Source organism: Erwinia sp. MYb375 (genome assembly GCF_037479175.1).
GTDB classification, from domain to species: Bacteria; Pseudomonadota; Gammaproteobacteria; order Enterobacterales; family Enterobacteriaceae; genus Erwinia; species Erwinia rhapontici.
The window spans coordinates 324,078-348,649 of the sequence record NZ_JBBGZS010000010.1 but is presented as its reverse complement, the minus strand read 5'-3'; the positions used below and the strand labels follow the sequence as shown (position 1 = coordinate 348,649).

General features: G+C 56.0%; 15 protein-coding genes. 11 read left to right on the top strand and 4 right to left on the bottom strand.

Annotation, left to right across the window (positions count from 1 at the left end; all coding sequences use genetic code 11):
* Positions 1-6: 6 nt before the first annotated feature.
* The 5 genes from bcsB (at position 7) to WH279_RS01555 (ending at position 10,608) form a co-directional block, all read left to right on the top strand.
* Positions 7-2,268 (top strand): cellulose biosynthesis cyclic di-GMP-binding regulatory protein BcsB, encoded by a 2,262-nt coding sequence (gene bcsB, locus WH279_RS01575; RefSeq protein WP_339454899.1) that lies wholly within the window; start codon positions 7-9, stop codon positions 2,266-2,268.
* Positions 2,268-5,246 carry a cellulose synthase subunit BcsC-related outer membrane protein gene (locus WH279_RS01570; protein WP_339454793.1) on the top strand — a complete coding sequence of 993 codons (2,979 nt, stop codon included), beginning with the start codon at positions 2,268-2,270 and terminating at the stop codon, positions 5,244-5,246. Before bcsB ends, WH279_RS01570 begins: the two co-directional genes overlap by 1 nt.
* 163 nt (positions 5,247-5,409) lie before the next feature.
* Positions 5,410-7,407 carry a biofilm formation regulator HmsP gene (gene hmsP / locus WH279_RS01565; RefSeq protein WP_339454792.1) on the top strand — a complete coding sequence of 666 codons (1,998 nt, stop codon included), beginning with the start codon at positions 5,410-5,412 and terminating at the stop codon, positions 7,405-7,407.
* A 184-nt stretch (positions 7,408-7,591) separates the two neighbouring features.
* Entirely contained in the window at positions 7,592-8,866 is a 1,275-nt protein-coding gene (locus WH279_RS01560) for a dicarboxylate/amino acid:cation symporter (RefSeq protein WP_200642294.1), read from the top strand.
* Positions 8,867-9,126: 260 nt separating this feature from the next.
* Positions 9,127-10,608 carry a M16 family metallopeptidase gene (locus tag WH279_RS01555; protein ID WP_200642295.1) on the top strand — a complete coding sequence of 494 codons (1,482 nt, stop codon included), beginning with the start codon at positions 9,127-9,129 and terminating at the stop codon, positions 10,606-10,608.
* 47 nt (positions 10,609-10,655) lie between these two features.
* Here the strand turns inward: WH279_RS01555 and WH279_RS01550 are convergent, their stop codons facing one another.
* Positions 10,656-11,531, bottom strand: coding sequence for an alpha/beta hydrolase (locus WH279_RS01550; RefSeq protein ID WP_339454791.1), 876 nt, complete (start codon positions 11,529-11,531; stop codon positions 10,656-10,658).
* 410 nt (positions 11,532-11,941) lie between these two features.
* Here WH279_RS01550 and WH279_RS01545 point away from each other — a divergent pair, with 410 nt between their 5' ends.
* A complete protein-coding gene (locus WH279_RS01545; RefSeq protein ID WP_339454790.1) occupies positions 11,942-13,222 on the top strand; it encodes an alginate lyase family protein in 1,281 nt (426 codons plus the stop codon).
* Here the strand turns inward: WH279_RS01545 and WH279_RS01540 are convergent.
* Positions 13,188-14,126, bottom strand: a complete 939-nt coding sequence (locus WH279_RS01540; protein WP_339454789.1) for a sugar kinase — start codon at positions 14,124-14,126, stop codon at positions 13,188-13,190. The genes WH279_RS01545 and WH279_RS01540 overlap by 35 nt on opposite strands.
* A gap of 285 nt (positions 14,127-14,411) precedes the next feature.
* Here WH279_RS01540 and pdeH point away from each other — a divergent pair, with 285 nt between their 5' ends.
* Positions 14,412-15,185 carry a cyclic-guanylate-specific phosphodiesterase gene (pdeH, locus tag WH279_RS01535; RefSeq protein WP_200642298.1) on the top strand — a complete coding sequence of 258 codons (774 nt, stop codon included), beginning with the start codon at positions 14,412-14,414 and terminating at the stop codon, positions 15,183-15,185.
* 63 nt (positions 15,186-15,248) lie between these two features.
* A complete protein-coding gene (locus WH279_RS01530; RefSeq protein WP_339454788.1) occupies positions 15,249-17,309 on the top strand; it encodes an AsmA family protein in 2,061 nt (686 codons plus the stop codon).
* A 231-nt stretch (positions 17,310-17,540) separates the two neighbouring features.
* Here the strand turns inward: WH279_RS01530 and WH279_RS01525 are convergent, their stop codons facing one another.
* On the bottom strand, positions 17,541-18,869 hold the full coding sequence (locus tag WH279_RS01525; protein ID WP_339454787.1) for an MFS transporter: 1,329 nt from the start codon (positions 18,867-18,869) through the stop codon (positions 17,541-17,543).
* A 708-nt stretch (positions 18,870-19,577) separates the two neighbouring features.
* On the opposite strand from WH279_RS01525, the gene WH279_RS01520 reads away from it, so the two are divergent.
* From WH279_RS01520 to WH279_RS01510, 3 genes are all read left to right on the top strand, one after another.
* Positions 19,578-20,276, top strand: a complete 699-nt coding sequence (locus tag WH279_RS01520) for an MgtC family protein (protein ID WP_133844575.1) — start codon at positions 19,578-19,580, stop codon at positions 20,274-20,276.
* A gap of 197 nt (positions 20,277-20,473) precedes the next feature.
* The gene (mgtA, locus tag WH279_RS01515; RefSeq protein ID WP_339454898.1) at positions 20,474-23,149 is read left to right on the top strand and encodes a magnesium-translocating P-type ATPase; all 2,676 of its coding nucleotides are present in this window, start codon (positions 20,474-20,476) and stop codon (positions 23,147-23,149) included.
* Between the two features lie 523 nt (positions 23,150-23,672).
* Complete coding sequence (locus WH279_RS01510) at positions 23,673-24,248, top strand: hypothetical protein (RefSeq protein WP_339454786.1); 576 nt, start codon at positions 23,673-23,675, stop codon at positions 24,246-24,248.
* Positions 24,249-24,302: 54 nt separating this feature from the next.
* Here WH279_RS01510 and WH279_RS01505 read toward each other — a convergent pair whose 3' ends face one another.
* Positions 24,303-24,545, bottom strand: coding sequence for a DUF1158 family protein (locus WH279_RS01505; protein ID WP_133844569.1), 243 nt, complete (start codon positions 24,543-24,545; stop codon positions 24,303-24,305).
* Positions 24,546-24,572: the final 27 nt, after the last annotated feature.

Sequence of the window (24,572 nt, the reverse complement as noted above, 5' to 3'; positions counted from 1 at the left end):
AAAATGATGACGATAAAAAAAAGCTGGTTTACCGCGCTGTTGCTCGGGGTGATGCCACTGAGTCAGGCAGCCGATACTGCAACGCCACAGGCGCCTCTGATAACACCGTTGCCTGCTGCACCGCTGCGTGAATCGGTGCTCAACTTTGGAAAAATCGCGCCACCGCCCGGTGCTTTTTCCCTGCGCGGCACCCATCCCGAGGGGCAGATCGAATTCGGCGTACGCAGCGATGAGGTGGCGACTAAGGCGCTGCTGATGCTCAGTTTCCGCCCGTCGCCCGCCCTGCTCCCGACGCTGTCACACCTGAAAATCTACCTGAATGACGAAATGGTCGGACTGGTGACACTGACGGCTGAACAGCTGGGAAAAGAGAACCAGGTGGAGGTGCCGATTGACCCGCGTTTTATTGGTGACTTCAACCGCATCCGTTTTGAACTGGTGGGACATTACACCAATGTCTGCGAAAATCCGGCGTACAGTTCGATTTGGCTGGATATCGGTAAAGAGAGTCGTCTGGAGCTGACGCTGCAAAAGCTGCCGCTGACCAACGATCTTTCACATTTCCCGGAACCGTTCTTCGACAGCCGCGATAACCGCCCAATGTCGCTGCCGGTGGTGTTTGCCTCGGCGCCGGATCTGACTGAACAGCGTGCGGCGGGTATTCTGGCTTCCTGGTTTGGTACCAAAGCGCAGTGGCGCGGGCAGAACTTCCCGGTGATGTACAATCAGCTGCCGCAGGATCAGCATGCCGTGGTGTTTGCAACCAACACTAAGCGTCCGGATTTCCTGAAAAATCTTCCAGCGGTGGATAAGCCGACCGTGACGATCGTCAGCCAGCCAGACAATCCCTATCAGAAAATGCTGCTGGTCATGGGGCGCGACGATAACGATCTGATTATGGCAGTTAAGGGGATCGCGCAGGGGGAGTTGCTGTTACGTGGGCAGACGTCCATCGTTGAGTCACTGAAACCGCTGGCTGATCGTCAGCCGTACGATGCCCCTAACTGGGTGCGTACCGACCGCGCCACCACCTTCTCTGAATTGCAGCAATACCAGGGGCAGTTGCAGTCTGATGGCCTGCAACCTTCGCCGCTCAATTTCACCCTCAATCTGCCGCCAGACCTGTTCCTGATCCGCGCGCGTGGGATTGATATGGATCTGCGCTATCGCTACACCTCGCCGATCCTGAACGACAGTTCACGACTGGCCGTTCACCTGAATAATCAGTTTGTTCAGGACTATCCGCTGGTGGTGAAGAAAGACCGCAGTCAGCAGCTGCTGCACATTCCGCTGATCCAGGGACTACAGGATGGCAGTACTAACCTGACGATCCCGGCACTGCGCCTGGATGTGGTCAATCAGCTGCGCTTCGATTTTGACTATGCCCTGACCTTTATTGGTGGCACTGCCGACGGGCGCTGTGAAACGGTGGTGCCGGTTAAAAATCACGTGGTGATCGACGGTAGCTCCACCGTCGACTTCTCGGGTTATCGCCACTTTATTGAAATGCCGTCCCTGCGTGCTTTTGCCTCCGCCGGGTTCCCGTTCAGCCGTCAGGCCGACCTGGCGAAGACCCTGGTGCTGGTCAACGCGCAGCCGCAGCCTGAGCAGGTGACCGCAATGCTCGACGCACTGGCCACCATCAGCGCACAGAGCGGCTATCCAGCGCTGAAGGTTCGCCTGACTGATAACTGGTCGCAGGCGAAAACAGAGGATGCTGACCTGCTGATGATTGGCAGCCTGCCCGCAGACTTAAAAGACGACAGCAAAATTAATCTGCTGGTGGATGCGGCAAAAAGCTGGGTTAACAAACCGTTGCGTCAGCCGGTACTCAGCAGCGTTGACGGCCCGGCGGTCGATCGCCAGCCGGAAAGCCAGACCACCATTGTTTCCGCCGGGCCGATGGCCGCCGTTGTGGGCTTCCAGTCGCCGTTCTTTGAGCAGCGTAGCGTGGTCGCGCTGCTGGCCGACAGCCCACAAGCCTGGCGACTGCTGGCCGATGCCATGAATGACAGCGGCAAACGGGACGCGATGTTTGGGTCGGTATCGATTATTCGTGAGTCCGGCGTTAACAGTCTGCGCGTGGGTGAGACGTATTATGTCGGACACTTGCCGTGGTGGGAGCGCCTGTGGAACCTGCTGGCGACGCACCCGCTGTGGCTGGCAACGCTGGCGGGTGTGGTGGTGATCCTGTTCGCGGTGCTGGTCTGGCGCGTGATGCGCGGCATCAGCCGTCGTCGTCTGTACGACGAGGATGACGAAGAGTGATGCGCCCGCTGCATGGGCTGCTGCTGCCTGTTCTCCTGTTGCCACTCAGTGCCGTTTTTGCGGCGGATAGTGTGGCCCCGGTAGCGTGGCTGTTACAACAGGTGCGTACCGGGGAGGCGACCAATAAGTACGACCTGGTCGCCCAGTCACTCTACCGGCTGGACAAAATTGCCCCGGATAACCCGGATGTGCTGGCGGCAAAACTGCGTCTGGCGCTGCGCCAGGGCGATCAGGCCAGCGCTGCCCGGCTGATGAGCCAGCTCAATCAGATTGCCCCGTCTTCGGCGGCAACACGGCAGGCGGCCGCCAGTATGCTGCTGATCACGCCGGAAGGGCGTCAGCAGTTCCAGCAGGCACGGCTACTGGCGGCCTCAGGTCGGCTGGAGGAAGCCCGGGCCGCCTGGGACCAGCTGTTCCACGGCGCGTTTCCGTCAACTGATATTGCGCTGGAGTACTGGCGTCTGGTGGCGCGGCTGCCTGGCCAGCAGGCGCAGGCGCTGGCAGAAATGCAGGCACTGGACGGCCAGGCACCGGGTAATGCAGAGCTACAGCAGTCGATTACTCAGATAAAGCAGGATGTCGGCCGTACACAAGCGGATACCCGTGCCGCGGCGCTGGGCGCACGTGGCCAGGCGCTGACTCAGGCCGGTAACCGTGCGGCTGCCACGACCTGGTTTCGTCAGGCGATCAATGCCGCTCCAGAGGGTGACGACGTGAGTAAATGGCAGAGCCTGCTGCGTTCGAATCAGTACTGGCTGGCCATCGAGCAGGGCGATAAGGCGCTGGCGCAGGGGGATACTCGCGCGGCAGAGCGTTACTACCTGCAGGCACGGCCGCTTGACCCGCGTGACGGCTATGCGCGCATTGGTCTGGGTGATGTGGCGCTGGCCCGTAAGGACAATAGTCAGGCCGAACAGCATTACCGCGAAGCGCTGCGCGTTGAGCCGGGTAATACCACGGCGGTGCGTCGGCTGGCCGCTGTTTATCAGCAACAGTCTCCGCAGCGGGCGCTGGATTTCCTGAATACCCTGCCCGTCGCGCAGCAGCGTGCGCTGGGCGATACCCTTGCCAGTCTGCGCAGCAGTGCGCTCAGTGATGAGGCCGATCGGCTGGGGGAGCAGGGGAAATGGTCGCAGGCGGTAGCAAAATACCGCCAGGCACAGCCGGATGCCCCGGATGATGTCTGGCTGAATTATCGCTACGCCGGGGCGTTGCGTGAAAACGGCCAGACGGCAGCGGCAGAGGCGGTGATGGCGGCGATGGCCCGGCGCCAGCCGCAGGACCCGGCACAGGTCTATACCTACGGGCTGTGGCTCTCGGGGCGCGATAACGATGATGCCGCGCTGAAGCAGCTAAACACCCTGCCGAAAGCCCGGTGGACGCCCGATATTCAGGCACTGTCAGATCGCCTGGAAAGCCAGCGTCAGCTCGACCAGATTGATGCTCAGATAGCGCAGCAGCAGCCCGCTGATGCGCAGCGTCTGTTACAGGCGCTGCCGCCTGCGGTCAGCGCTGCCAGCCTCAGCAACGGACGCCGGGTGGCGAATGCCTGGGCAAGCATCGGTGAAACCGATCGTGCGCGGACACAGTATGCCGGGCTGAAAGCGCAGGCAGAAAAAGAGAGCCCGTCGGAGCTGAGTGCGCTGGTGTTACGTGATGCTGCCAGGCTGGAGGCCGCACAGGGCCAGCCCGCGGCCGCACTGAACGATTACCGGCAGGTGATGGTGGCCAGCGGTATTGCCGCGCAGCCCCCGGTCGATAACGACACCTTTACCCGGCTGACGCGTAACGATGTGCGCGATGACTGGCTGAAACGGAGTATCCGCAGCGACAGTGCCGACCTGTATAAGCAGCAGGATACGGTGTTCACGCTTGAAGAGGATTACTCGCGCAATAAAGGTACTGGCGGCATTTCGGATTTCACCGCACGTACCACCATGTTGCAGGCGGACACGCCCTGGGACGAGGGGCGAAGCTGGCTACGACTGGACAATGTTGATGTGTCGGCGGGGACCTTTTCACGTAATAGCAGCGGCAATATCACCGAAAATTTCGGCACCTGTGCCAATGACGATGCGCAGTGCAGCCGGGACTTTAAACAGCACCAGAATGGCACCAGCATCGGCGCAGGGTATCGCAGCGATCGCTGGTCGGCCGATCTCGGCACCACCCCGCTTGGTTTCGAAGTCACGAACTGGGTAGGGGGTCTGACCTGGAATACCGACATTGATGAGGTGGGCGTTTCACTGACCGCGTCAAGGCGGCCAATTTCCAGCTCGTTACTGGCTTTTGCCGGGGCGCGCGACCCGAACCCGGCCAGTGGTAAAACCTGGGGCGGGGTGGTGGCAACCGGTGGCGCCATCGGCCTGAGCTATGACCGGGGTGAGGCACATGGCATCTGGGCTGATATCAGCGCCCATCAGATCGGCGGCACTAACGTGGCAGATAACTCCCGCGAACGCCTGATGAGTGGCTACTACTATAAGTGGATTAACGAGGACAACCGCCGCGCAACGATTGGCCTGAATGGCATGCTGTGGCATTACGCGAAGGATCTCAGCGACTACTCTCTCGGCCAGGGCGGCTACTACAGTCCGCAGCGCTATGCGTCAGTGTCGGTGCCTGTCACCTTCCGTCAGCGCACGGAAAACTGGTCATTTGACCTTGGTGGCTCGGTTTCACTGTCCCACTCAAAAACGCGCGCCCAGCCGCGTTACCCCCTCAGTTTTGGCGACCTGACCCGCGATAATCCGCCGGGCAGTGACGGGGGCGGCAGCGGCGTTGGCTACACCTTACAGGCGCTGGTGGAACGGCGGTTATCGTCACACTGGACGCTGGGGCTCGGGGTGGATATTCAACAGGCGAAGGATTATACCCCCAGCCACGGATTGATGTATCTGCGCTATTCGATGGCTGGCTGGCAGGGCGATCTGGATATGCCGCCGCAGCCGCTGATCCCCTATGCAGATTTTAAATAATGCGCAGGGCGCCTGAAAAGGGGGCAGGAAGACCAGGAAAACCCCTAAACGAACGATTGCGAGGCGTGATAGCTTAAAATACGGTTGCCTTAGGATATACTCGGGACTGTTTTTTTTGCCCTATATGCGCTGAATCAGAGATTCGGTGCTTCGGAGACCCGGCTTGCGCGTCAGTCGTTCATTAACGATTAAGCAAATGGCGACGATTTCCAGCGTTGCAGTCGTGACCATTTGTATTTTTATCGTCATACAGCTTTTTCATTTTGTGCAGCAGCGCAGAATCGACTACGCCCAGCAGATGGAGAACGTGGCACATACCGTTCGCCAGCCGTTGTCACAGGCGGTACTCAAAGCGGATATTCCTCAGGCTGAATATATTCTTAACTCGCTGCGTCCGGCCGGTATTCTGGCGCGTGCAGAAGTGGTGTTGCCCAACGGACTCCAGGCGCTGCATACGGACTTTGAACCCGAGAAACCGGTGCCCCGTTTTATCATGGAGTTGTTTGAGCTGCCGGTGCAAATCACCGTCCCTCTCTATTCTGTCCAACCGGCCAACCCTAAGCCCCTGGCGATACTGGTGTTGCAGGCCGATTCCTGGCGCGTGTATCAGTTCATTCTCAGTGCTGTCTCGACGATGGTCACCGCCTATCTGCTGCTGGCGCTGATCCTCTCCGTCTCTATCAGTTGGTGTATTAATCGGTTGATGGTGCGCCCGCTGCGCAATATTTCCCACGAGCTGCGTGACCTGAGCCTGCAACAGGCGATCGGTCATCAGCTGTCGTTGCCGCGTCATCATCGTGATGATGAAATCGGCATGTTGATCCGCCACTACAACCGCAACCAGAAGATGCTGGCATCGTCCTTTGATGAGATGAGCCACATGAGCACCCATTTTTCTCTTACCGGCCTGCCGAATAAAACGCTGTTTCTGGCGCTGCTGGAGCAGCATCTGCGCGCTGTTGGCCCGGCGGGTATGTTTACTCTGATCGTGGTGCGTTTTGAAACGCTGCTGGAGACCAACGGGCTGGTCACTGACGAGCAACGTCATGCCATGCTGCTGACGCTGGTGGAGAAAATGCGTGAGTGTATTGATGAGCGTACGGTGCTGGCGCAGCTGTCGATCTGCGATTTTGCCCTGCTGGTGAAACGTGCGAATAACCCGTTCCGTGGACTGCGGCTGGCGCGGACTCTGATGTTGCGCCTGAATCAGCCGATCAGTTTGCAGCATATGCAGCTGCGGCCGAATATCAGCGTGGGCATGGTACTGCGTGAAGCCGACAGCCTGAGTGCCGCCGATCTGCTGGCCCGCGCGACCTCGGCCATGGTCTCAGCACGCCATCAGGGGAAAAACCAGATCTTGTTCTTCGACCCGGCATTAACCGAGCGCGCGCAGAAACGGCTCACCCAGGAACATGATATTTTGCAGGGGCTGGAGCAGCAGCAGTTTGCACTGTGGTTGCAGCCGCAAATCGATATGAACAGCGGTAAGCTGGTGGGCGCTGAGGCGCTACTGCGCCAGCGTCAGCCCGATGGCTCCTGGTGCCTGCCGGAAGATCTGATTACTAACGCGGAGGAGATTGGGGTGATTACCGCGCTGGGCCGCTGGGTGTTTGAAGCCTCCTGCCGCCTCCTTGCCGACTGGCAGCAACAGGGGATCGAATTGACGCTGAGTGTGAATCTCTCGGCCATCCAACTGCGCGAAACCACAATGGTCAGTCATTTACAGGCGCTGATTCAGCGTTATGACATCCGTCCCGGTCGTCTGATGCTGGAAATCACTGAAACTGCCCAGATTGGCGAGCCTGAGCAGGCGCTGCGTCTGTTAAAGGAATTACAGAAAACCGGCGTTTCCATCGCGCTGGATGACTTCGGCATGGGCTATGCCAACCTGAACTGGCTGAATCAGTTTAAAGCGCTGCCGATTAGCAAACTGAAAATGGACCGCAGTTTTGTCGCCGCGCTGCCGCATGATGACAGCATGATACGCATTGTTTCCTTCATCGCTGAGCTGATGCATCTGGACGTCGTGGCCGAGGGTGTAGAAACCGAAGAGCAGCGTGACTGGCTGCTGGCCCGGGGTATCTCTATTGGTCAGGGTTATCTCTATTCCGAGGCGCTGCCGCTGGCGCAATTTGAGCAGCGTTATCTGTCACATGCCTGAGACGCGGGTCTACCTTTTACTTTCTTTAGTTATACAACATTCTGCTGACGTGATTCAGCTCTGATAAATGTCGATTGGGTGGCCCCACGCCGGGCCACCCCGTACCAATCCTGTTAACCGGATGTTACTTTCGCGCTGTCGCTTGACGAAAAAACAACAATTAACGCGGTTAACGGATACCTTTATGAAAACTTCCCTGTTCAAAAGTCTTTATTTCCAGGTACTGACAGCGATCGCCGTCGGTGTGCTGCTCGGGCATTTCTACCCTGAGCTGGGTGCGCAGATGAAGCCGCTGGGTGATGCCTTCGTCAAGCTGATCAAAATGATTATTGCCCCGGTGATCTTCTGTACCGTGGTGACCGGTATTGCCGGTATGGAGAGCATGAAAGCCGTCGGGCGCACCGGTGCCGTGGCGCTGCTCTATTTTGAAGTGGTCAGTACCATTGCGCTGATTATCGGCCTGGTGGTGGTGAACGTCTTACAGCCTGGCGTGGGCATGAACGTTGACCCGGCCACGCTGGATGCTAAAGCGGTGGCGATGTACGCCCAGCAGGCTGAACAGCAGGGCGTGGTGGCATTCCTGCTGGATGTTATCCCGGGCAGCGTCATTGGTGCCTTTGCCAGCGGCAATATTTTGCAGGTGCTGCTATTCGCTATCCTGTTCGGTTTTGCTCTGCACCGTATGGGCGATAAAGGCACGCTGGTGTTCAACTTTATCGACAGCTTCTCCAAGGTCATTTTCGGCATCATCAATATGATTATGCGTCTGGCACCGATCGGGGCTTTCGGTGCAATGGCCTTCACCATTGGCAAATACGGCGTGGGTTCACTGGTACAGCTCGGCCAACTGATCATCTGCTTCTACATCACCTGCCTGCTGTTTGTGGTGGTGGTGCTGGGGCTGATTGCTCGCGTGGTCGGTTTCAATATCTTCAAATTTATTGCCTATATCAAAGAGGAGCTGCTGATTGTACTGGGGACGTCCTCTTCGGAGTCGGCGCTGCCACGTATGCTGGATAAAATGGAGAAGCTGGGGTGTAAGAAATCCGTCGTCGGCCTGGTGATACCCACCGGTTACTCCTTCAACCTCGACGGCACCTCGATTTACCTGACGATGGCGGCGGTCTTTATCGCTCAGGCCACCAATAGCCATATGGATATCTGGCATCAGATTACCCTGCTGGTGGTGTTGCTGCTCTCCTCGAAAGGGGCCGCAGGAGTGACCGGCAGTGGCTTTATCGTGCTGGCGGCAACGCTCTCGGCCGTTGGCCACCTGCCGGTGGCGGGTCTTGCGCTGATTCTCGGGATTGACCGCTTTATGTCCGAAGCCCGTGCGCTGACAAATCTGGTCGGTAACGGCGTGGCGACCGTTGTGGTCGCAAAATGGGTGGGTCAGCTGGACGAAAAGCAGCTAAAAGAGACGTTGAATGCGGGTAAAAAACAGCAAAAAGCAGCCTGAAACATCGCGATAAGTACTTAATTCACAAAAAATCACCTCAAATGCCCGTCGTGACTTGCCCTCACGGCGGGCATTTGCATAATAACCCTCATATTATTTTATGATTTTTCATTCCGCTGTGTGACATCCTCGTCGATGCGTGGTCTAAGAGCTGTTCCTTTTAAAAACAGTGGCTTTCCGGAGCCATCTGTCACCGTGACAGAATCAGGCCGTAGACCGCCAGTGATAATTATTTGGTTTGTGATTGAGTAGGGGTTCACATGCAGGGCACCAGAATTCGTTTATTGATTGGTGGAATATTACTGGCAGCGGCCAGTAGCACTGTGCAGGCGGAAACACTCCAACCCGATCCTGCCTGGCAGCAGGGAAAACTGGAGAACGGTTTTAGCTGGCAGTTGCTCACCACCCCGCAGCGTCCCAGTGACCGCGTTGAAATTCGCCTGTTAGTTAACACGGGCTCGCTGGTAGAAAGCGCCCAGCAGGCTGGCTACAGTCATCTGTTACCCCGTCTGGCTCTGGTGCATAATGCCACGCTGGATCCGGCGCAGCAGCGCTCACTGTGGCAGCAAAGTATTGATCCGCAGCACCCCCAACCGCCAGCCATCACCTCGTATGATTACACGCTTTACAATCTGAGCCTGCCGAATAACCGCCCGGAAATGCTGAAAGAAGCCCTGACCTGGCTGGCAGCAACCGCAGGTAAAATGACGATTAACGATCAGGTGGTGAACACTGCCCTCAATGCGGATGACCCGATTGCCACCTGGCCGGGTAATCCGCAGGATGTCTGGTGGCGTTACCGTCTGAAAGGCTCTTCGATGCTGGCGCATGACCCGTCCGCTGCGGTAAAAACTCCGGTGGATATGGCGCAGCTCTATGCGTTCTATAAACAGTGGTACACGCCTGATGCCATGACGCTGTTCGTGGTGGGTAACGTAGACAGCCGCAGTCTGGCAGAGCAAATCAATAAAGTATTCTCCCCGCTGGAGGGCAAGCGCGATCAGCCTTCCGCAATGCCAACACTTTCGCCGTTGCCACAGCAGCCGGTGAATCTGGTGAACAACGGGATTAGCCAGGATCGTCTGTCGCTGGTGTGGGATACGCCGTGGCAGCCCATCCGCGAATCACAAAACCTGCTGCGTTACTGGCAGAGCGATCTGGCGCGTGAAGCGCTGTTCTGGCATGTGCAGAAAGTCCTGAGTGATAACAAAACCCAGGGAATGCAGGTCGGCTTCGATTGCCGGGTGCTGTATCAGCGCGCCCAGTGCGCCATCAATATGGACGCAGACAACGCGGCACTGAATAACAATCTGGAGCTGATCGCCAAAGAGATGGTCAACGTGCGTGATAAAGGGCTGACTCAGCAGGAGTTCGATGCGTTGATGACGCAGAAGAAAAGCGAACTGACCAAGCTGTTTGCCACCTATGCACGCACCGATACCGATGTCCTGATGAGCCAGCGCCTGCGCTCTCAGCAGAATGCGGTGGTGGATATCGCTCCGGAGCAGTATCAGAAACTGCGTCAGACTTTCCTGTCAGAGTTAACCCTCGACCAGCTCAACCAGGAGCTACGTCAGCAGTTAACTCAGGATATGACGATGGTGCTTATGCAGCCGCAGGGCGAACCTGAAACCAAGGTGAAGATGTTGCTCGAAAGCTGGCAGAAAGTGATGACGCCGATAGCGCCAGTGGTTACCCCAGCGGACGCGGCACCAACGGACGGCAGCGCACCGGCACAGTAATGGGTGTTATCACGGGGCGGACTCGCTGTTTCGGTCCACCCGTGATGTCACCATTTCCGCGCGCGCAGCCATTCGTTGACCAGCATCGGCCAGCTGGCGAGCGGCAGGTCGGCCACGTTACGAATGCCGAAGCCGTGGCCGCCTTTTTCATAGAAGTGCAGTTCGCACGGCACCTGATGTTCACGCAAAGCGCTGAACATCACCATGCTGTTATTCACCGGGACTGACGCGTCATCAACGGCGTGGATCAGCAGCGTCTGCGGTGTGTTATCGCTCACGCGATTCTCCATTGAGTACGCGTCAATTTCCTTCTGACCCGGGTTTTCACCCAGCAGTTGCAGACGCGACCCGCTATGAGCCAGGCCATCACGCATGCTGATCACCGGATAGATCAACACCAGCGCATCGGGGCGCGGAGAACGCGCATCAGCAGCATCCTGCACCGGATAGAGTTTTTCACCAAAACGCGTTCCCAAACTGGCGGCGACATGCCCTCCGGCTGAAAACCCCATCATGACAATTTTCTCGCCATTACGGCCGCGCAGTGCGCGTTCACGCAACACTCTCACGGCGCGCTGGGCATCGGCCAGCGGTGCATCCGCTCCTTCATGGTGACCATCTGCGGGCAGACGATAGGTCATCACCGCCAGCGTATAGCCCATAGAGGTAAAGAACATCGCCAGGGCGCTGCCCTCTTTATCGATCATGATGCGCTGGTAACCGCCGCCAGGGGCGACCAGCAGCGTGATGCCGTTCGACTGTTCCGGGTACCACACTGCCAGCTCCGGGCAGCGGACGCCGCTGGCCGCACGGTCGAAGGGCTCATAAGGTTTGGCCAAATCAATAATCTGCGGCTGCGCCCGTGAATCGCTGGCGCCTGGCGCATCGCCGTGTGGCCAGATGTTGAAAATTTCTGCGTTCATAGGCGCCTCAATATTATTGCTGCAACAATCATTAGAAATTATAGAAGCCGTAGAAAAAAGGAAGGTGATATTTATCACGGCGTATTGAACAGAAACTGTGCCGCTTTATTTTTTCGCCGTCTACTATTTCACCTCATCGGTAATCATTTTCGGAATATGCTCAACTCTCTCTTTTTTCAGGCCTGATGCGCCGTCGTTACTGCTCTGGGCGGTTTTTTACATTAGATTTTTTTAGATATTGCCCTAAACACAAACTATTTATGCGGCTGCTGTTTTTATTCATTAATAATTGTAATTTTCTGATAACCGTTCCCTGGTAATAATTTGACTTAATATTATTGATTCATCAGAACGGCATATTTTTCTGTCAGAGACTATGCTGTCTGACGGAATCTGAACGGAGAGTGAAGATGAAACGCAGTGTGCGTTATATCCTGATTTTATGTCTGGGGATGTTCGTGAGTTTGCCCCTGTTTGCGCAGCAGTATGCGTTTCTCAACCAGGATGACCTGGTGCTGAATAAAACGCGTCTGCAGCAGCAACAGGCGCCCACGCTGACACTGAAAGCCTGGCATCAGCTACAGCACGAGGCCGATAAGGCGCTGGTTGCGCCACTGCTGAGCGTGACAGAGAAAGGGCTTACGCCTCCCAGCGGCTCAAAACACGATTACCTGAGCCTCAGTGCCTACTGGTGGCCGGATGACGCGGCCCCGGGTGGGCTGCCGTGGGTACGCCGTGACGGTAAAATCAACCCTTCAACCAAGAACAATGACAGCGACGGTGTGCGGCTGGCGACGTTTACCGCCCGGGTACAGACCCTGACGCTGGCGTGGTATTTCTCCGGCGATGAACGCTATGCCGATCGCGCGATCGCCTTGATCCGCCACTGGTTTCTCGATCCTGCCACGCGGATGAACCCTAACCTGAACTGGGCCCAGAGCGTACCGGGCAAGGCCGAAGGGCGGCGCTCCGGCGTGCTCGATGGACGTTACTTTGCCACGCGAATTGTGGATTCCCTGCTGATGCTGCGCACCGCGCCTGGCTGGCGTCCGCAGGATGAACAGCAGATGCAGCAGTGGATGAGTGATTACCTGCACTGGCTACAGACCAGCAAACAGGGTAAGGGGGAAGCGCAGGCGGAGAATAATCACGGTAGCTGGTACAACGTGCAGGTGGCGGGTATTGCCTGGTATCTGCAACGGGCTGAGGTGATCCCACCCATGCTGGAGCAGGCAAAAAAACGCATGAGTTACCAGTTTGCTGCCGATGGCAGCCAGCCGAAGGAGCTGGCACGCACCCGATCCTTCCACTACAGCTGGTTTAATTTGCAGGCACTGACCGCCCTGGCCACGGTGGCGCAGAACAGTCATACCGGCGATCTGTGGCATTATCGTACCCCGCAGCAGGCCAGCCTGCTGACAGCGCTGGATTTTATGGCACCGTACAGCGGCAACAACAAAACCTGGCCCTACCGCAGCCTTGACCATATTGGCGTGCGCCTGATCCCGTTGCTGTCGCAGGCCGATAATCAGCGTAATAGCGATCGCTATCAGGCGGCGATCCGTCAGGCTAACTGGGATCTGCCCAATGGCGGAGAAGGGCGCGGGGCAACGATCTCCGCGCTACGCGATACCTGGCTGCTGGCCGTGCCGCGCGTTAGCGAGGTGCAGGCATCCGCTCACGGGGAATAATCGCCCCGCGATGCTGGATCACCGTACTGGCGGTGAGGTGGCCGCGCTGTGCGGCTTCCGTTGCGCTCCCGCCGGTCAGACGCACGGCAAGGTAGCCTGCGCTGAAGGAGTCCCCTGCGGCCGTGGTATCGACTATCGCGGAAGGCGGCAGACGCACCGCCGGGATCTCCAGCAGTGGCTCGCTGCCATTCGCTACCAGACAGGCATCGGCACCGCGTTTAATCACAATCTCACTGACGCCCGCCTGCTGCGTGCGTGCAATCACTTCAGCCACACTGGCTTCGCCCCACAGCAGGGTTTCATCGTCCAGCGTCAGGAACGCGATATCGGTGCAGGCGAGGATTGCCTGATAGGCACTCTGCGCCTCCTGCGGGTTCTGCCACAGGCGTGGGCGGTAGTTATTATCGAAAATAATCTTGCCGCCGTTTTTGCGGCAGGCGGCCAGCAGGGCGTAGAGGGTTTCCCGGCTCTCCGGGCTTAAGATCGCGAGGCTGATCCCGCTCAGATAAAGATAGTCATAATGGGCCAGCTGCTGACAGATCGCTTCTGCACGCTCGCCTTGCAGCCAGTAACGCGCGGCAGCATCGTTGCGCCAGTAGTAAAACGTACGTTCACCCTGCGGATCGGTTTCAATCACATACAGGCCCGGCAGTTTGTTCTCCATGCGCTGGATCAGGTCGGTCTGTAGCGACTCGCTTTGCCAGGCGGCGATCATCTCACTGCTGAAGCTGTCGTGACCCAATGCGGTCACATAATCTACCCGCAGCGCCTGTTCGGGTACCTGGCGGGCTACGTACACCGCGGTATTCAGCGTATCGCCACCAAATCCCCGGCTCATATCGCGACCCTGCTGGGAGAGTTCAATCATACATTCGCCGATCACGGCCAGTTTCTGTTGCGTCATGGTCATTCGCTCAATGAAAAGTCTGCGTTCAGTCTCGCTGCGTGCGGGGCAACAGTCAATGATTTAAAACGACGTTTTAATTTTATTGTGATGTGGGTTTAGTCACGGCCAACTGATGATAAAACGCCCTAAACAGCGCCTGTTTTAGCGATTGAAAGGGCAAAAGATGGGTAATCTTAGCAAGGCTAACGTGGCTGTATGTGGATAAAGTTCTCAGGGACGATGCCGATACTTGCAACACGGGATGCCATACGAAGGCGGTCTCACAAATAAAGGATCATAATAATGGTGCTGAATAGCCTCAGTCACCGGTTACCGAACGCAATCGTCGAACAAGAGCAGCTTAAAGAACCTGTTTACTGGCAACAGTGTCAGCGTTCCTATAACTTCCAGCCGATTTACCGGGTAGACGGTAGCCTGATGGCAATTGAGTTGCTCACAGCGGTGTTTCACCCATCCGCGCCGGGCCAGAGAGTTTCGCCGGAGCTTTATTTTGCAACGCTTGAAATCCCTCAACGTCTGCATATTGTGGCCGAGCAGCTGACGCTGCTGGCTAAATGGGAAAGAAAATTTGTCAGTACTAACATCGTCGCCTCCGTCAATATCGACGGGCCAACGCTGTTGGAAATCCAGCATAACAAAACCGTTCGTCAGTTAATTGCACGCTGCCCGTGGGTGCGTTTTGAACTGGTCGAACACCATGTGCTGCCACAGGAAGTGATCGTTGCACAGATGCCTGAGTTGGGGCCGCTGTGGCTGGATGACTTCGGCTCTGGCATGGCGAACTTCTCCGCGCTGACCGAACTGAAGTACGACTACATCAAGCTGGCACGCGAGCTGTTTATCCTGCTACGTGAAAGCGAAGAGGGTAGAAATCTGTTTGGTATGCTGCTGGCTCTGATCAATCGCTACTGCAAAGGGGTGATTGTTGAAGGGGTGGAAACGCGCGAAGAGTGGGAGCAGGTACGTAATTCTCCGGCCTATGCTGCCCAGGGGTATTTCTTTGCCCGACCTATGCCGTTTGAACAGCTGGAGACTTTGCCGCTGAACCTCGTCTGATCCCATGTGCTGTCGTCTCGACTATCTTTAATCAGAGACGGATAGCCATCAAGGAGACGACGAATGTCGCGTACGGGGAAAGTCATTAGCTGGATTGCCGGGATTTTTGTGCTGCTGGTGGTGGTGATGGTCATTGTGATCGCCACCTTCGACTGGAATCGCCTGAAACCCACTATCAACCAGAAAGTTTCTGCCGAGATTAACCGCCCGTTTGCCATTCGTGGCGATCTGGGTGTGGCGTGGGAGCGCAACCGTAACGAACCTGGCTGGCGTCGTTGGGTGCCCTGGCCGCACATACATGCCCAGGACATTATGCTGGGTAACCCTCCTGAAATTCCTGATGTCACCATGCTGCACCTGGCGCGTATCGACGCCACTCTCTCACCCCTGGCGCTGCTGAGTAAGCAGGTGTATCTGCCGTGGATCAAACTGCAACAACCGACCGCGAAGCTGGTGCAAACGGCCGACCGCAAAAACAACTGGACGTTTAACCTCGCGGGCAGTGACTCAAAACAGGAAAATCAGCCGCCTTCCGCATGGTCTTTCCGCCTGGACAATATCGTTTTTGACCAGGGGAACATCGCTTATCGTGATGCGATCAATAAGGCCGATGTGCAGGTCACCGTTGACCCGCTGGGTAAACCGGTGCCTTATGCCCAGCTGGCAGGAGGCAACGACCAGCAAAAAGGGGCAGCAGATTTTGTCTTCGGCTGGCGAGTCAGCGGGACGTACAACAACGAGAAACTGAACGGTGACGGCAAAATGGGCGGCATGCTGTCGTTACGCAGCCAGAATACGCCATTCCCGATTCAGGCTGATATCCGCAGTGGCACCACGCGCGTGCGGGTGGCGGGGACCGTGCAGGACCCGATGAACCTCGGCGGGGTGGATATTCGCCTGCGTTTCTCCGGCGATACCCTGGCCAACCTCTACGGGCTGACGGGCGTTCTGCTGCCGGATACGCCGCCGTATGAAACGGATGGCCATCTGACGGCGCGCTTCCAGCAGGCCGCTGGCGCGGTCTTTCGCTATCAGGGCTTTAACGGCCATATCGGCGACAGCGATATTCATGGTTCCCTGACCTACAGCCAGAGTAAACCCCGGCCTAAGCTGGAAGGGACGCTGGAGTCACGCCAGCTGCGTATGGCCGATCTCGGCCCGCTGATCGGCGTCAATTCCGGTAAGGGCAGTGAAAAGACAGAAAAAGCCAGGACACAACGCGGGGAGGCCGCGACACAGCCAGCCGATCGCGTGCTGCCGCACGATAAATTCGACACGAAAAACTGGGATGTGATGGATGCGGATGTGACATTCAAAGGCCGACGGATTGAGCACAGCAGCTCACTGCCGATCAGCGATCTTTCCACTCATCTGATCCTGAAAAATGGCGATCTGCGCCTCGACCCGCTGCGCTTCGGCATGGCCGGGGGAAGCCTGAATGCCAGCGTCCGGCTGGAAGGCGACAAATCGCCAATGCAGGGACGCGTGGATCTCCATGCCCGCAATCTGAAGCTGCGGCAGCTGTTCCCGGGCGTGGAAGCGATGCAGAGTGCGCTTGGCCAGATGAACGGTGATGCGACGCTGAGCGGGCGCGGTAATTCAGTGGCCGATTTGCTGGCAACCAGCAACGGCGACCTGAAGCTGCTGATGAATGATGGCCTGATCAGCCGCAGTCTGATGGAAATTGTGGGTCTGAACGTGGGTAACTACGTGGTGGGTAAGCTGTTCGGTGATGATGAAGTGAAAATCAACTGCGCGGCCGCCAATCTTCAGGTGAACAATGGTCTGGCCTCGTCACGGTTGTTTGTCTTCGATACCGAAAACGCGATTATCAATATTACCGGCACCACCAATTTTGCTAACGAACGTCTGGATCTGTCGATTAACCCGGACAGCAAAGGCATCAGGATTATCACGCTGCGCTCGCCGCTGTACGTACGTGGCACCTTTAAAAATCCCGATGCCGGTGTAAAGCCCGGGCCATTGATTGCTCGCGGTGCGGCGGCGGTGGCATTAGGTGCGGTGGTGGCCCCGGCAGCGGCGCTGCTGGCGCTGATCTCACCGAGTGATAACGACGATAATCAGTGCAGCCGTGTATTGCAGCAGATGAAAAGCGGGAAATAACGTCGTGCGGGGCGGGTATTGATAAGGACGAGGCAGACCTCACCGCTACAATCATTGACACGGGCGAGGCATGCCTCGCCCCTACAGTCATCGATACGGGTGGGTCGGTCTGTACCCATGCCTCGCCCCTACGGTCATCGATACGGCGAGGTATGTGGTCGGTCTGTACCTATGCCTCGCCCCTGGATCCGTTGTAGGGGTCGGGCATGCCCGACCCGTCATCAGGTAATATCAATCAAACAACGATTCGTGGCGGGTTTCTTTGCACAGGATCAGCGCAATCAGCGTCAGGCAGGCCATCGACGCCAGGTAAACGCCGACATAGAACAGCCCGTAAGTGTGCGCTAACCAGGTGGCAATATACGGCGCGATGGATGCACCCAGAATCGACGACAGGTTATAGGAGAACGATGCTCCGGTATAACGGACTTCGGTCGGGAACAGCTCCGGTAATAGTGCGCCCATCGGTCCGAAAGTCAGCCCCATAATGCTCAGGCCACAGACCAGGAAAGCCATAATCAGCATCTGATTACCGGAACCCAGCATCGAGGGGAAGATAATCGAAAAGCCGATAATAATCAGGGTAATGACGATCATCGTCCTGCGGCGACCAAAGCGGTCGGCCAGCAGCCCGGCAATCGGCACCATGATGCCAAAACCAATCACCGCCAGCATCAGCATCCACAGGAAGGTATTACGTGGAATGCCCAGTCCGTTAGGCGCGGGCGTGGTGCCGTAGGTCATGGAGTAAACGGTCATGATATAGAACAGGGTGTAGGTCGCCAGCATGATGAATGTACCAATAATAGTGGTACCCAGATGCTTGCTGAACAGGGTGCCAATCGGCACTTTCACCTGTTTATTCTCTTTCTGTACTTTGGCGAAAACCGGCGACTCATGCAATGAGACACGGACATACAGGCCGATCAGCACTAATACCGCTGAGAGGATAAACGGCACGCGCCAGCCCCAGCTCATAAACTGTTCGTCAGTCAGCAGCCAGGAGAGCAGCAGGAAGGTGCCGTTGGCAAAGAAGAAGCCAATTGGCGCGCCAAGCTGCGGGAAGGATCCATACAGGGCGCGTTTTTTCGCCGGAGCGTTTTCCGTGGCCAGCAGTGCCGCACCACCCCATTCGCCGCCCAGTCCCAGACCCTGACCAAAACGTGCCAGCGCCAGCAGCAGGGGAGCGAACACGCCAATCGTTTCATAGCTCGGCAGCAGGCCGATCGCAACGGTTGAAATGCCCATGGTCAGCAGCGAGGCGACCAGCGTGACTTTACGTCCGACACGGTCACCAAAGTGGCCAAACACCGCTGAACCGATAGGGCGTGCGATAAAGGCAATGGCGAAGGTCGCCAGTGACTGTAGCGTGGCAACGGTGGCATCGCCCTGTGGGAAGAAGATATGCGGGAACACGATTACCGCGGCAGTAGCATAAATATAGAAATCGAAGAATTCGATAGCAGTGCCGACCAGTGAAGCAATAACGACTTTACCGCGAGAGTTGACGGGCGTGGCGTTGGGGTCGGTGTCGATGGATGGCGCGATGGAAGCTTGCATAAATTTTTCTTATTTGAATGTGAATGTAAACGGCGTAACAACGAATCTTACGCACAGGCAAAGCCGCATTCAATGGCGAAAAAGCACCGAACAGGCGGGTTAATCCAGCGAAAAGAGGATAATTTTCATTCCGCGATATTTGAGGGTGAATGGCAGGGCGAAATCGACGATTTCTGGCGTGAACCACTGCAAAACAGCCAAATTAAAGTTATGTCTCAGCAATAAATGCTGTCTTTTGGTTGAATTATCGCCACTTGTCCAGATTATCAACTGCTTTATGCCCGGTTGCCGTTGCACTACGGCTAAGGGGTTTCTTAATATCGTTGATAAAAGGTTTAGAAAGTAAACTATCAGCACGGTTTACAACCTGGTTTCGGCGGAATAGAATCTCGTCACTTTCTTCTCAGGAGCACACAATTGGACAGTCACCCTGTAACTCACGCGTTATAAAGGCAGGCCTACTCCGTTGTGCGCCTGCCGTTAATCGGCGGGCTATGTTTCCTCTCTTCTCAGAGCAGTAGCATCCCGTATAAAGAACTTTAAGATGTCCAGCCTGTGGCCGGACGGGGATTGCGTATGCGCTTTTTTGTTTTCACACCACAACGTCATCATCTTTTTCCTCCGGGCTGCCTGCGTTAATTCCTGTGCAACCGGTGCGCCTGTGCGCATCTCAATTCCCGTCGTGAGACGACAATGAGAACGACAAAGATGACATGGACTCCTTTTATCCTGCATTTGACCCTGGCGGTAGCGCTGGGGGCGATTATTGGCGCCGAGCGCCAGTGGCGACAGCGTATGGCTGGCCTGCGTACCAATGCGCTGGTAGCCACCGGTGCGGCTATTTTTATTCTCAGTTCGGTCAGCACCTCGCCGGACAGCCCTGGGCGTATCGCCGCACAGATTGTTTCCGGTATCGGTTTTTTAGGTGCCGGCGTCATTATGCGCCAGGGAATGAACATCTCCGGGCTGAACACGGCAGCAACGCTGTGGTGCTCTGCGGGAGTGGGCGTGCTGTGCGGGCTTGGGCAGTTTGCCAATGCCACCGCGGCAACCCTGGTGCTGCTATGCGCTAATATCCTGCTGCGTGAAGCGGCCCAGCGTATCAATACCCGGCCCAGCGCGACAGAGCATGAGCCGGAGCAGCGCTACCGCATTCAGATTGTGTGCGGCAGTGAAGATGAAATTTTGGTGCGCACGCTGATCCTGCAGGCGCTGAATGGAATGGCACTGCGCCTGCAGTCGCTGTACAGCGCGGATATCGCCCGCCCGGGTCATCTGGAAGTGAGCGCTGACGTGATGGCATTTCCCGCCGCGCAGCGGGAGATTGAAAGTATTGTCTGCCGCATCAGTCTGGAAAAAAGTGTCAGTGCGGTGCACTGGCGGATAGCGCCAGACCAGGCGATTTAACCCCACACAGGAGCACAATGATGAAAGAACCTCCGTCCCGGGAGAGGCAGTGGTGTGATAACAGGAGGCACATGCGGAAATAATTCCAGCCTGCTGTTCATCCTGCCCGTCGCCTCCCCCCTGAATCAATAAAAAAATCCTCGTGTGCAGGCGTGCTATGCCTGCGCGTGAAACACCTATGTTCAAGGAATGGCATGATGAAAATGCACCAGAGCAACCTGAAAATGGCACGTGACCTGGCGATCGCCAGCGCGGCTACTCAGAGCCAGGATCACACCCTCGCTCATCTTAATACCCAACGCCAGGGCCTCACCCGCGAAGAGGCGGCGGCACGGTTACAGCAGTACGGCGCCAACCAAATCGCCAGCGATACTGCCCCGGCGGCGCTGACCCAGCTGTTGCAGGCGTTTAATAATCCGTTTATCTGGATCCTGATGGTGCTGGCGGCCATCAGCGTGCTGACCGACTACATCCTCCCACTTCGCCGGGGAGAAGAGACCGATCTGACCGGTGCCATCATTATGCTGGTGATGATTAGTCTCAGTGGATTGCTGCGCTTCTGGCAGGAATATCGCACCAATAAAGCCACAGAAGCCCTTAAATCGCTGGTCAGCACCACTGCTACGGTGCAGCGCCGCAGCCATGCCGACAGTGAAGCGGTCAGCATCGAGGTGCCGCTTCAGGAGGTGGTTCCAGGCGACATCGTGCTGTTGTCGGCGGGCGATATGATCCCGGCAGACGTGCGGCTGCTCTCATCACGCGACCTGTTTGTCAGCCAGGCGGCGCTGAGCGGGGAAGCGCTGCCGATCGAGAAATACGACAGCCACAGTCACCTTCATCGCGCCAGCCCGCTGGCCGATGAGCAGGATTTGCTGAGCCAGCCCGGTATCTGCCTGATGGGTACCAATGTGGCCAGCGGCAGTGCGACGGCGGTAGTGGTCGCAACGGGCAATCAGACTTGGTTTGGTTCCCTGGCGAAGCCGCTGGTCGGTGAGCGCCCACAAACCTCCTTTGACCGTGGCGTCAACAGTGTCAGTTGGTTGCTTATCCGTTTTATGCTGGTGATGGTTCCGGTGGTCTTGCTGATTAATGGCTACACCAAAGGCGACTGGAGCGATGCGCTGCTGTTTGCGCTGGCCGTCGCCGTTGGCCTGACGCCGGAAATGCTGCCAATGATTGTCAGCTCTAATCTGGCGAAAGGGGCAATTGCCCTGTCGAAACGCAAAGTGGTCGTAAAACGTCTGAATGCTATCCAGAACCTGGGCGCGATGGATGTGTTATGCAGTGATAAAACCGGCACCTTAACCCAGGACAAAATCATTCTCGCCGGGCACCTCAATGTGCGGGGCAGCAGTGATGACCGCGTACTGCAACTGGCCTGGCTTAACAGCCGTCATCAGACCGGGGTAAAAAACCTGATGGACCGCGCAGTACTGGGGTTCAGCCAGGGTAACGCTGCCGTCAGTGGGCTGTGGCGCTTTCGTAAAATCGATGAGCTGCCGTTTGATTTTGAACGCCGCCGCCTGTCGGTGCTGGTCGCAGACGATGGCCAGCAGACCCTGATTTGCAAAGGGGCGGTGGAGGAGATGCTGGCGGTCTCAGCCTGGTGGCAGGACGAAGGAGAAGTGCGTCCACTGGATGAAGCTGCATGCCGTCAGATTCGGCAGTTAGCAGCGGACTATAACCAGCAGGGCTTCCGCGTGCTGGTGGTGGCAACTCGCCAGATAAGTGAGCACCCGCTTACCACTCAGCTCAGTGCCGCCGATGAACGTGAACTGGTCATCACTGGCCTGCTGACGTTCCTCGACCCGCCGAAAGAGAGTGCGGCTGCCGCGATAGCCGCACTGCATGAACAGGGTGTGACGGTCAAAGTGCTGACCGGGGATAACGCGGTGATCACCAGCAAAATCTGCCGGGATGTGGGGCTGGAGCCGGGGGAGCCGCTGTGCGGCAGTGAGCTTGCGCGCATCAGTGATGTTGAGCTGGCGCGCCTGGTGGAGCAGAGAACCCTGTTCTGCCGCCTCAGCCCGCAGCAGAAAACGCGCGTGTTGCAGGCGCTGCAAGGTAACGGGCACACCGTGGGTTTCCTTGGCGATGGGATTAACGATGCCCCGGCGCTGCGCGCAGCGGATGTCGGGATTTCCGTCGACAGCGCGACCGACATCGCGAAGGAGTCGGCAGACATCATTCTGCTGGAGAAAAGCCTGCTGGTGCTGGAACAGGGGGTGATCAAAGGCCGCGAGACGTTTGGCAACATCATCAAGTATCTGAATATGACCGCCAGCTCCAACTTCGGCAACGTGTTCTCCGTGCTGGTGGCCAGCGCCTTTATCCCGTTTCTGCCGATGATGGCGATTCATCTGCTGTTGCAGAACCTGATGTATGACCTGTCCCAGCTGGCGCTGCCATGGGACAAGATGGACAAGGAGTTTCTGCGTAAACCGCGTCAGTGGGATGCGAAGAATATCGGTCGCTTTATGCTGTGGATGGGGCCCACTTCATCGATCTTCGATATCACCACCTTCTGGCTGATGTGGCATGTGTTTGCTGCGAACAGCGTTGAGGCGCAGGCGCTGTTCCAGTCCGGCTGGTTTGTTGAAGGGTTGCTGTCGCAGACGCTGGTGGTGCATATGCTGCGCACGCAGAAAATTCCGTTTATTCAGAGCCGCGCCGCGTGGCCGGTGATGCTGATGACCGGGCTGGTGATGGCGCTGGGTATTTTGATTCCCTTCTCACCGCTGGGCCATGCGGTGGGTCTGGTGCCGCTGCCGTGGAATTACTTCCCGTGGCTGCTGGCGACACTGCTGGGCTACTGCCTGGTGACGCAGGGCATGAAACGTCTTTATATGCGCCGTTTCGGTCAGTGGTTCTGAGGAGAAGAGATCATGAAAAATTCTAATGCTGTTACGGCGATCGTGCTGTTTTTTGTCGGGCTGCTGATTTTTTCCAGCAGTATCGCGATGATTTTTAGCGGATAAATAAAAAAACGGGCGGACCGAAAGAGAAGGTCCGCTTTTCATTAATACAATGGACTGAACTTGACGACTGAATAAAAAGAAATCAACCTGAGTCCTCATATGGAAGATGAAAAACAAGAGGGATATAATGCCGATAAAATTATTTCGTTTTACTCAATTTGCAGATTTGCGTGCTGAAGGTGTCGGATCCCTGAATGCATCTTTTACATTATCCCTACATGTCACCGAAGATAATGTAAAAGAAGGCAAAAAGTTACAACTATCTGCTTCGATGATATGCAACGCTGCTAAAACACACATCCAATTTTAGAAGTACGGGCGGGATATGTTTTAGATACGGGTTATACAGGAACAGTAAGGCCTTTTCCCTTAGACATGACTCAACGTATTTCATTAAATAAATTCAATATGGATGCTTATGAAAAGCAAAATTGACTCTTCGGTTTTTTTTGTTTTATTTATCTTTTTGATGATCTTTCTTTTCTCTTGTGCATCAGCGAAGGATGGTTCTTTATCCAGAGATGAACCCACCCAGGAAACCGTTGAACTCACGAAAAAAATGATTTTTTCAGATGAAGAAGAGAAGAATAAAATCTTCTCTTCTTTTAAAGAATTAATGGATGAAAACCCAGGAAATATCACCATCAGAAATATGTATATCAATAATCTGATTGCAGAAAAACATTATGAAGAAGGGTTGAAATATCTCCGTGCGATGAACAAGAAAAACCTCACGCGGACTAACTTACTCACTCAGTGTATGTTGCAGGAACGGCTAGAGAAAAGAGACGAGGGGTGCTATAAAAAAGTTATTGCACTGTCTGAAGAAAACAATGCTATTGATTCAGACTATATCAGTGCCCTGTTTTTTATGGATGACAAAAGATTTGAAGCGTTAAGACACGAACTAATTAAAGAAAATAAGTTTAAAGAATCTGATTTCCTGGTCTTTACGCTGGGAAAAGAGAAAATGTTACATGAGTTCTTTCCATAGTTCTTTTGTTGATTCCTTATGGGCCGACCGAAAAAGAAGATCGGCCCATTTTTTTTACGGGCGAATAAACCGCACGTAAATAAAGCGGATGATGTAAAACTCAATCACGCCCAGCAGCAGGAACCACAGGCAGAACACCAGCGTATACAGCTGGCCGATATCTGCCAGGTGGAACATCTCAACCAGCCTGCGTGCCAGCGTCAGACCGAATGAAGGCGCAGGCAGCAGCAGCGCCGAGAGAAAGCCGAGCAGCAGGGCGCTCATTGGCATCAGGAAAGTTTCAAACGGGTTTTTCATCACAATTCCGTGTTAGTCAGTTGCGGC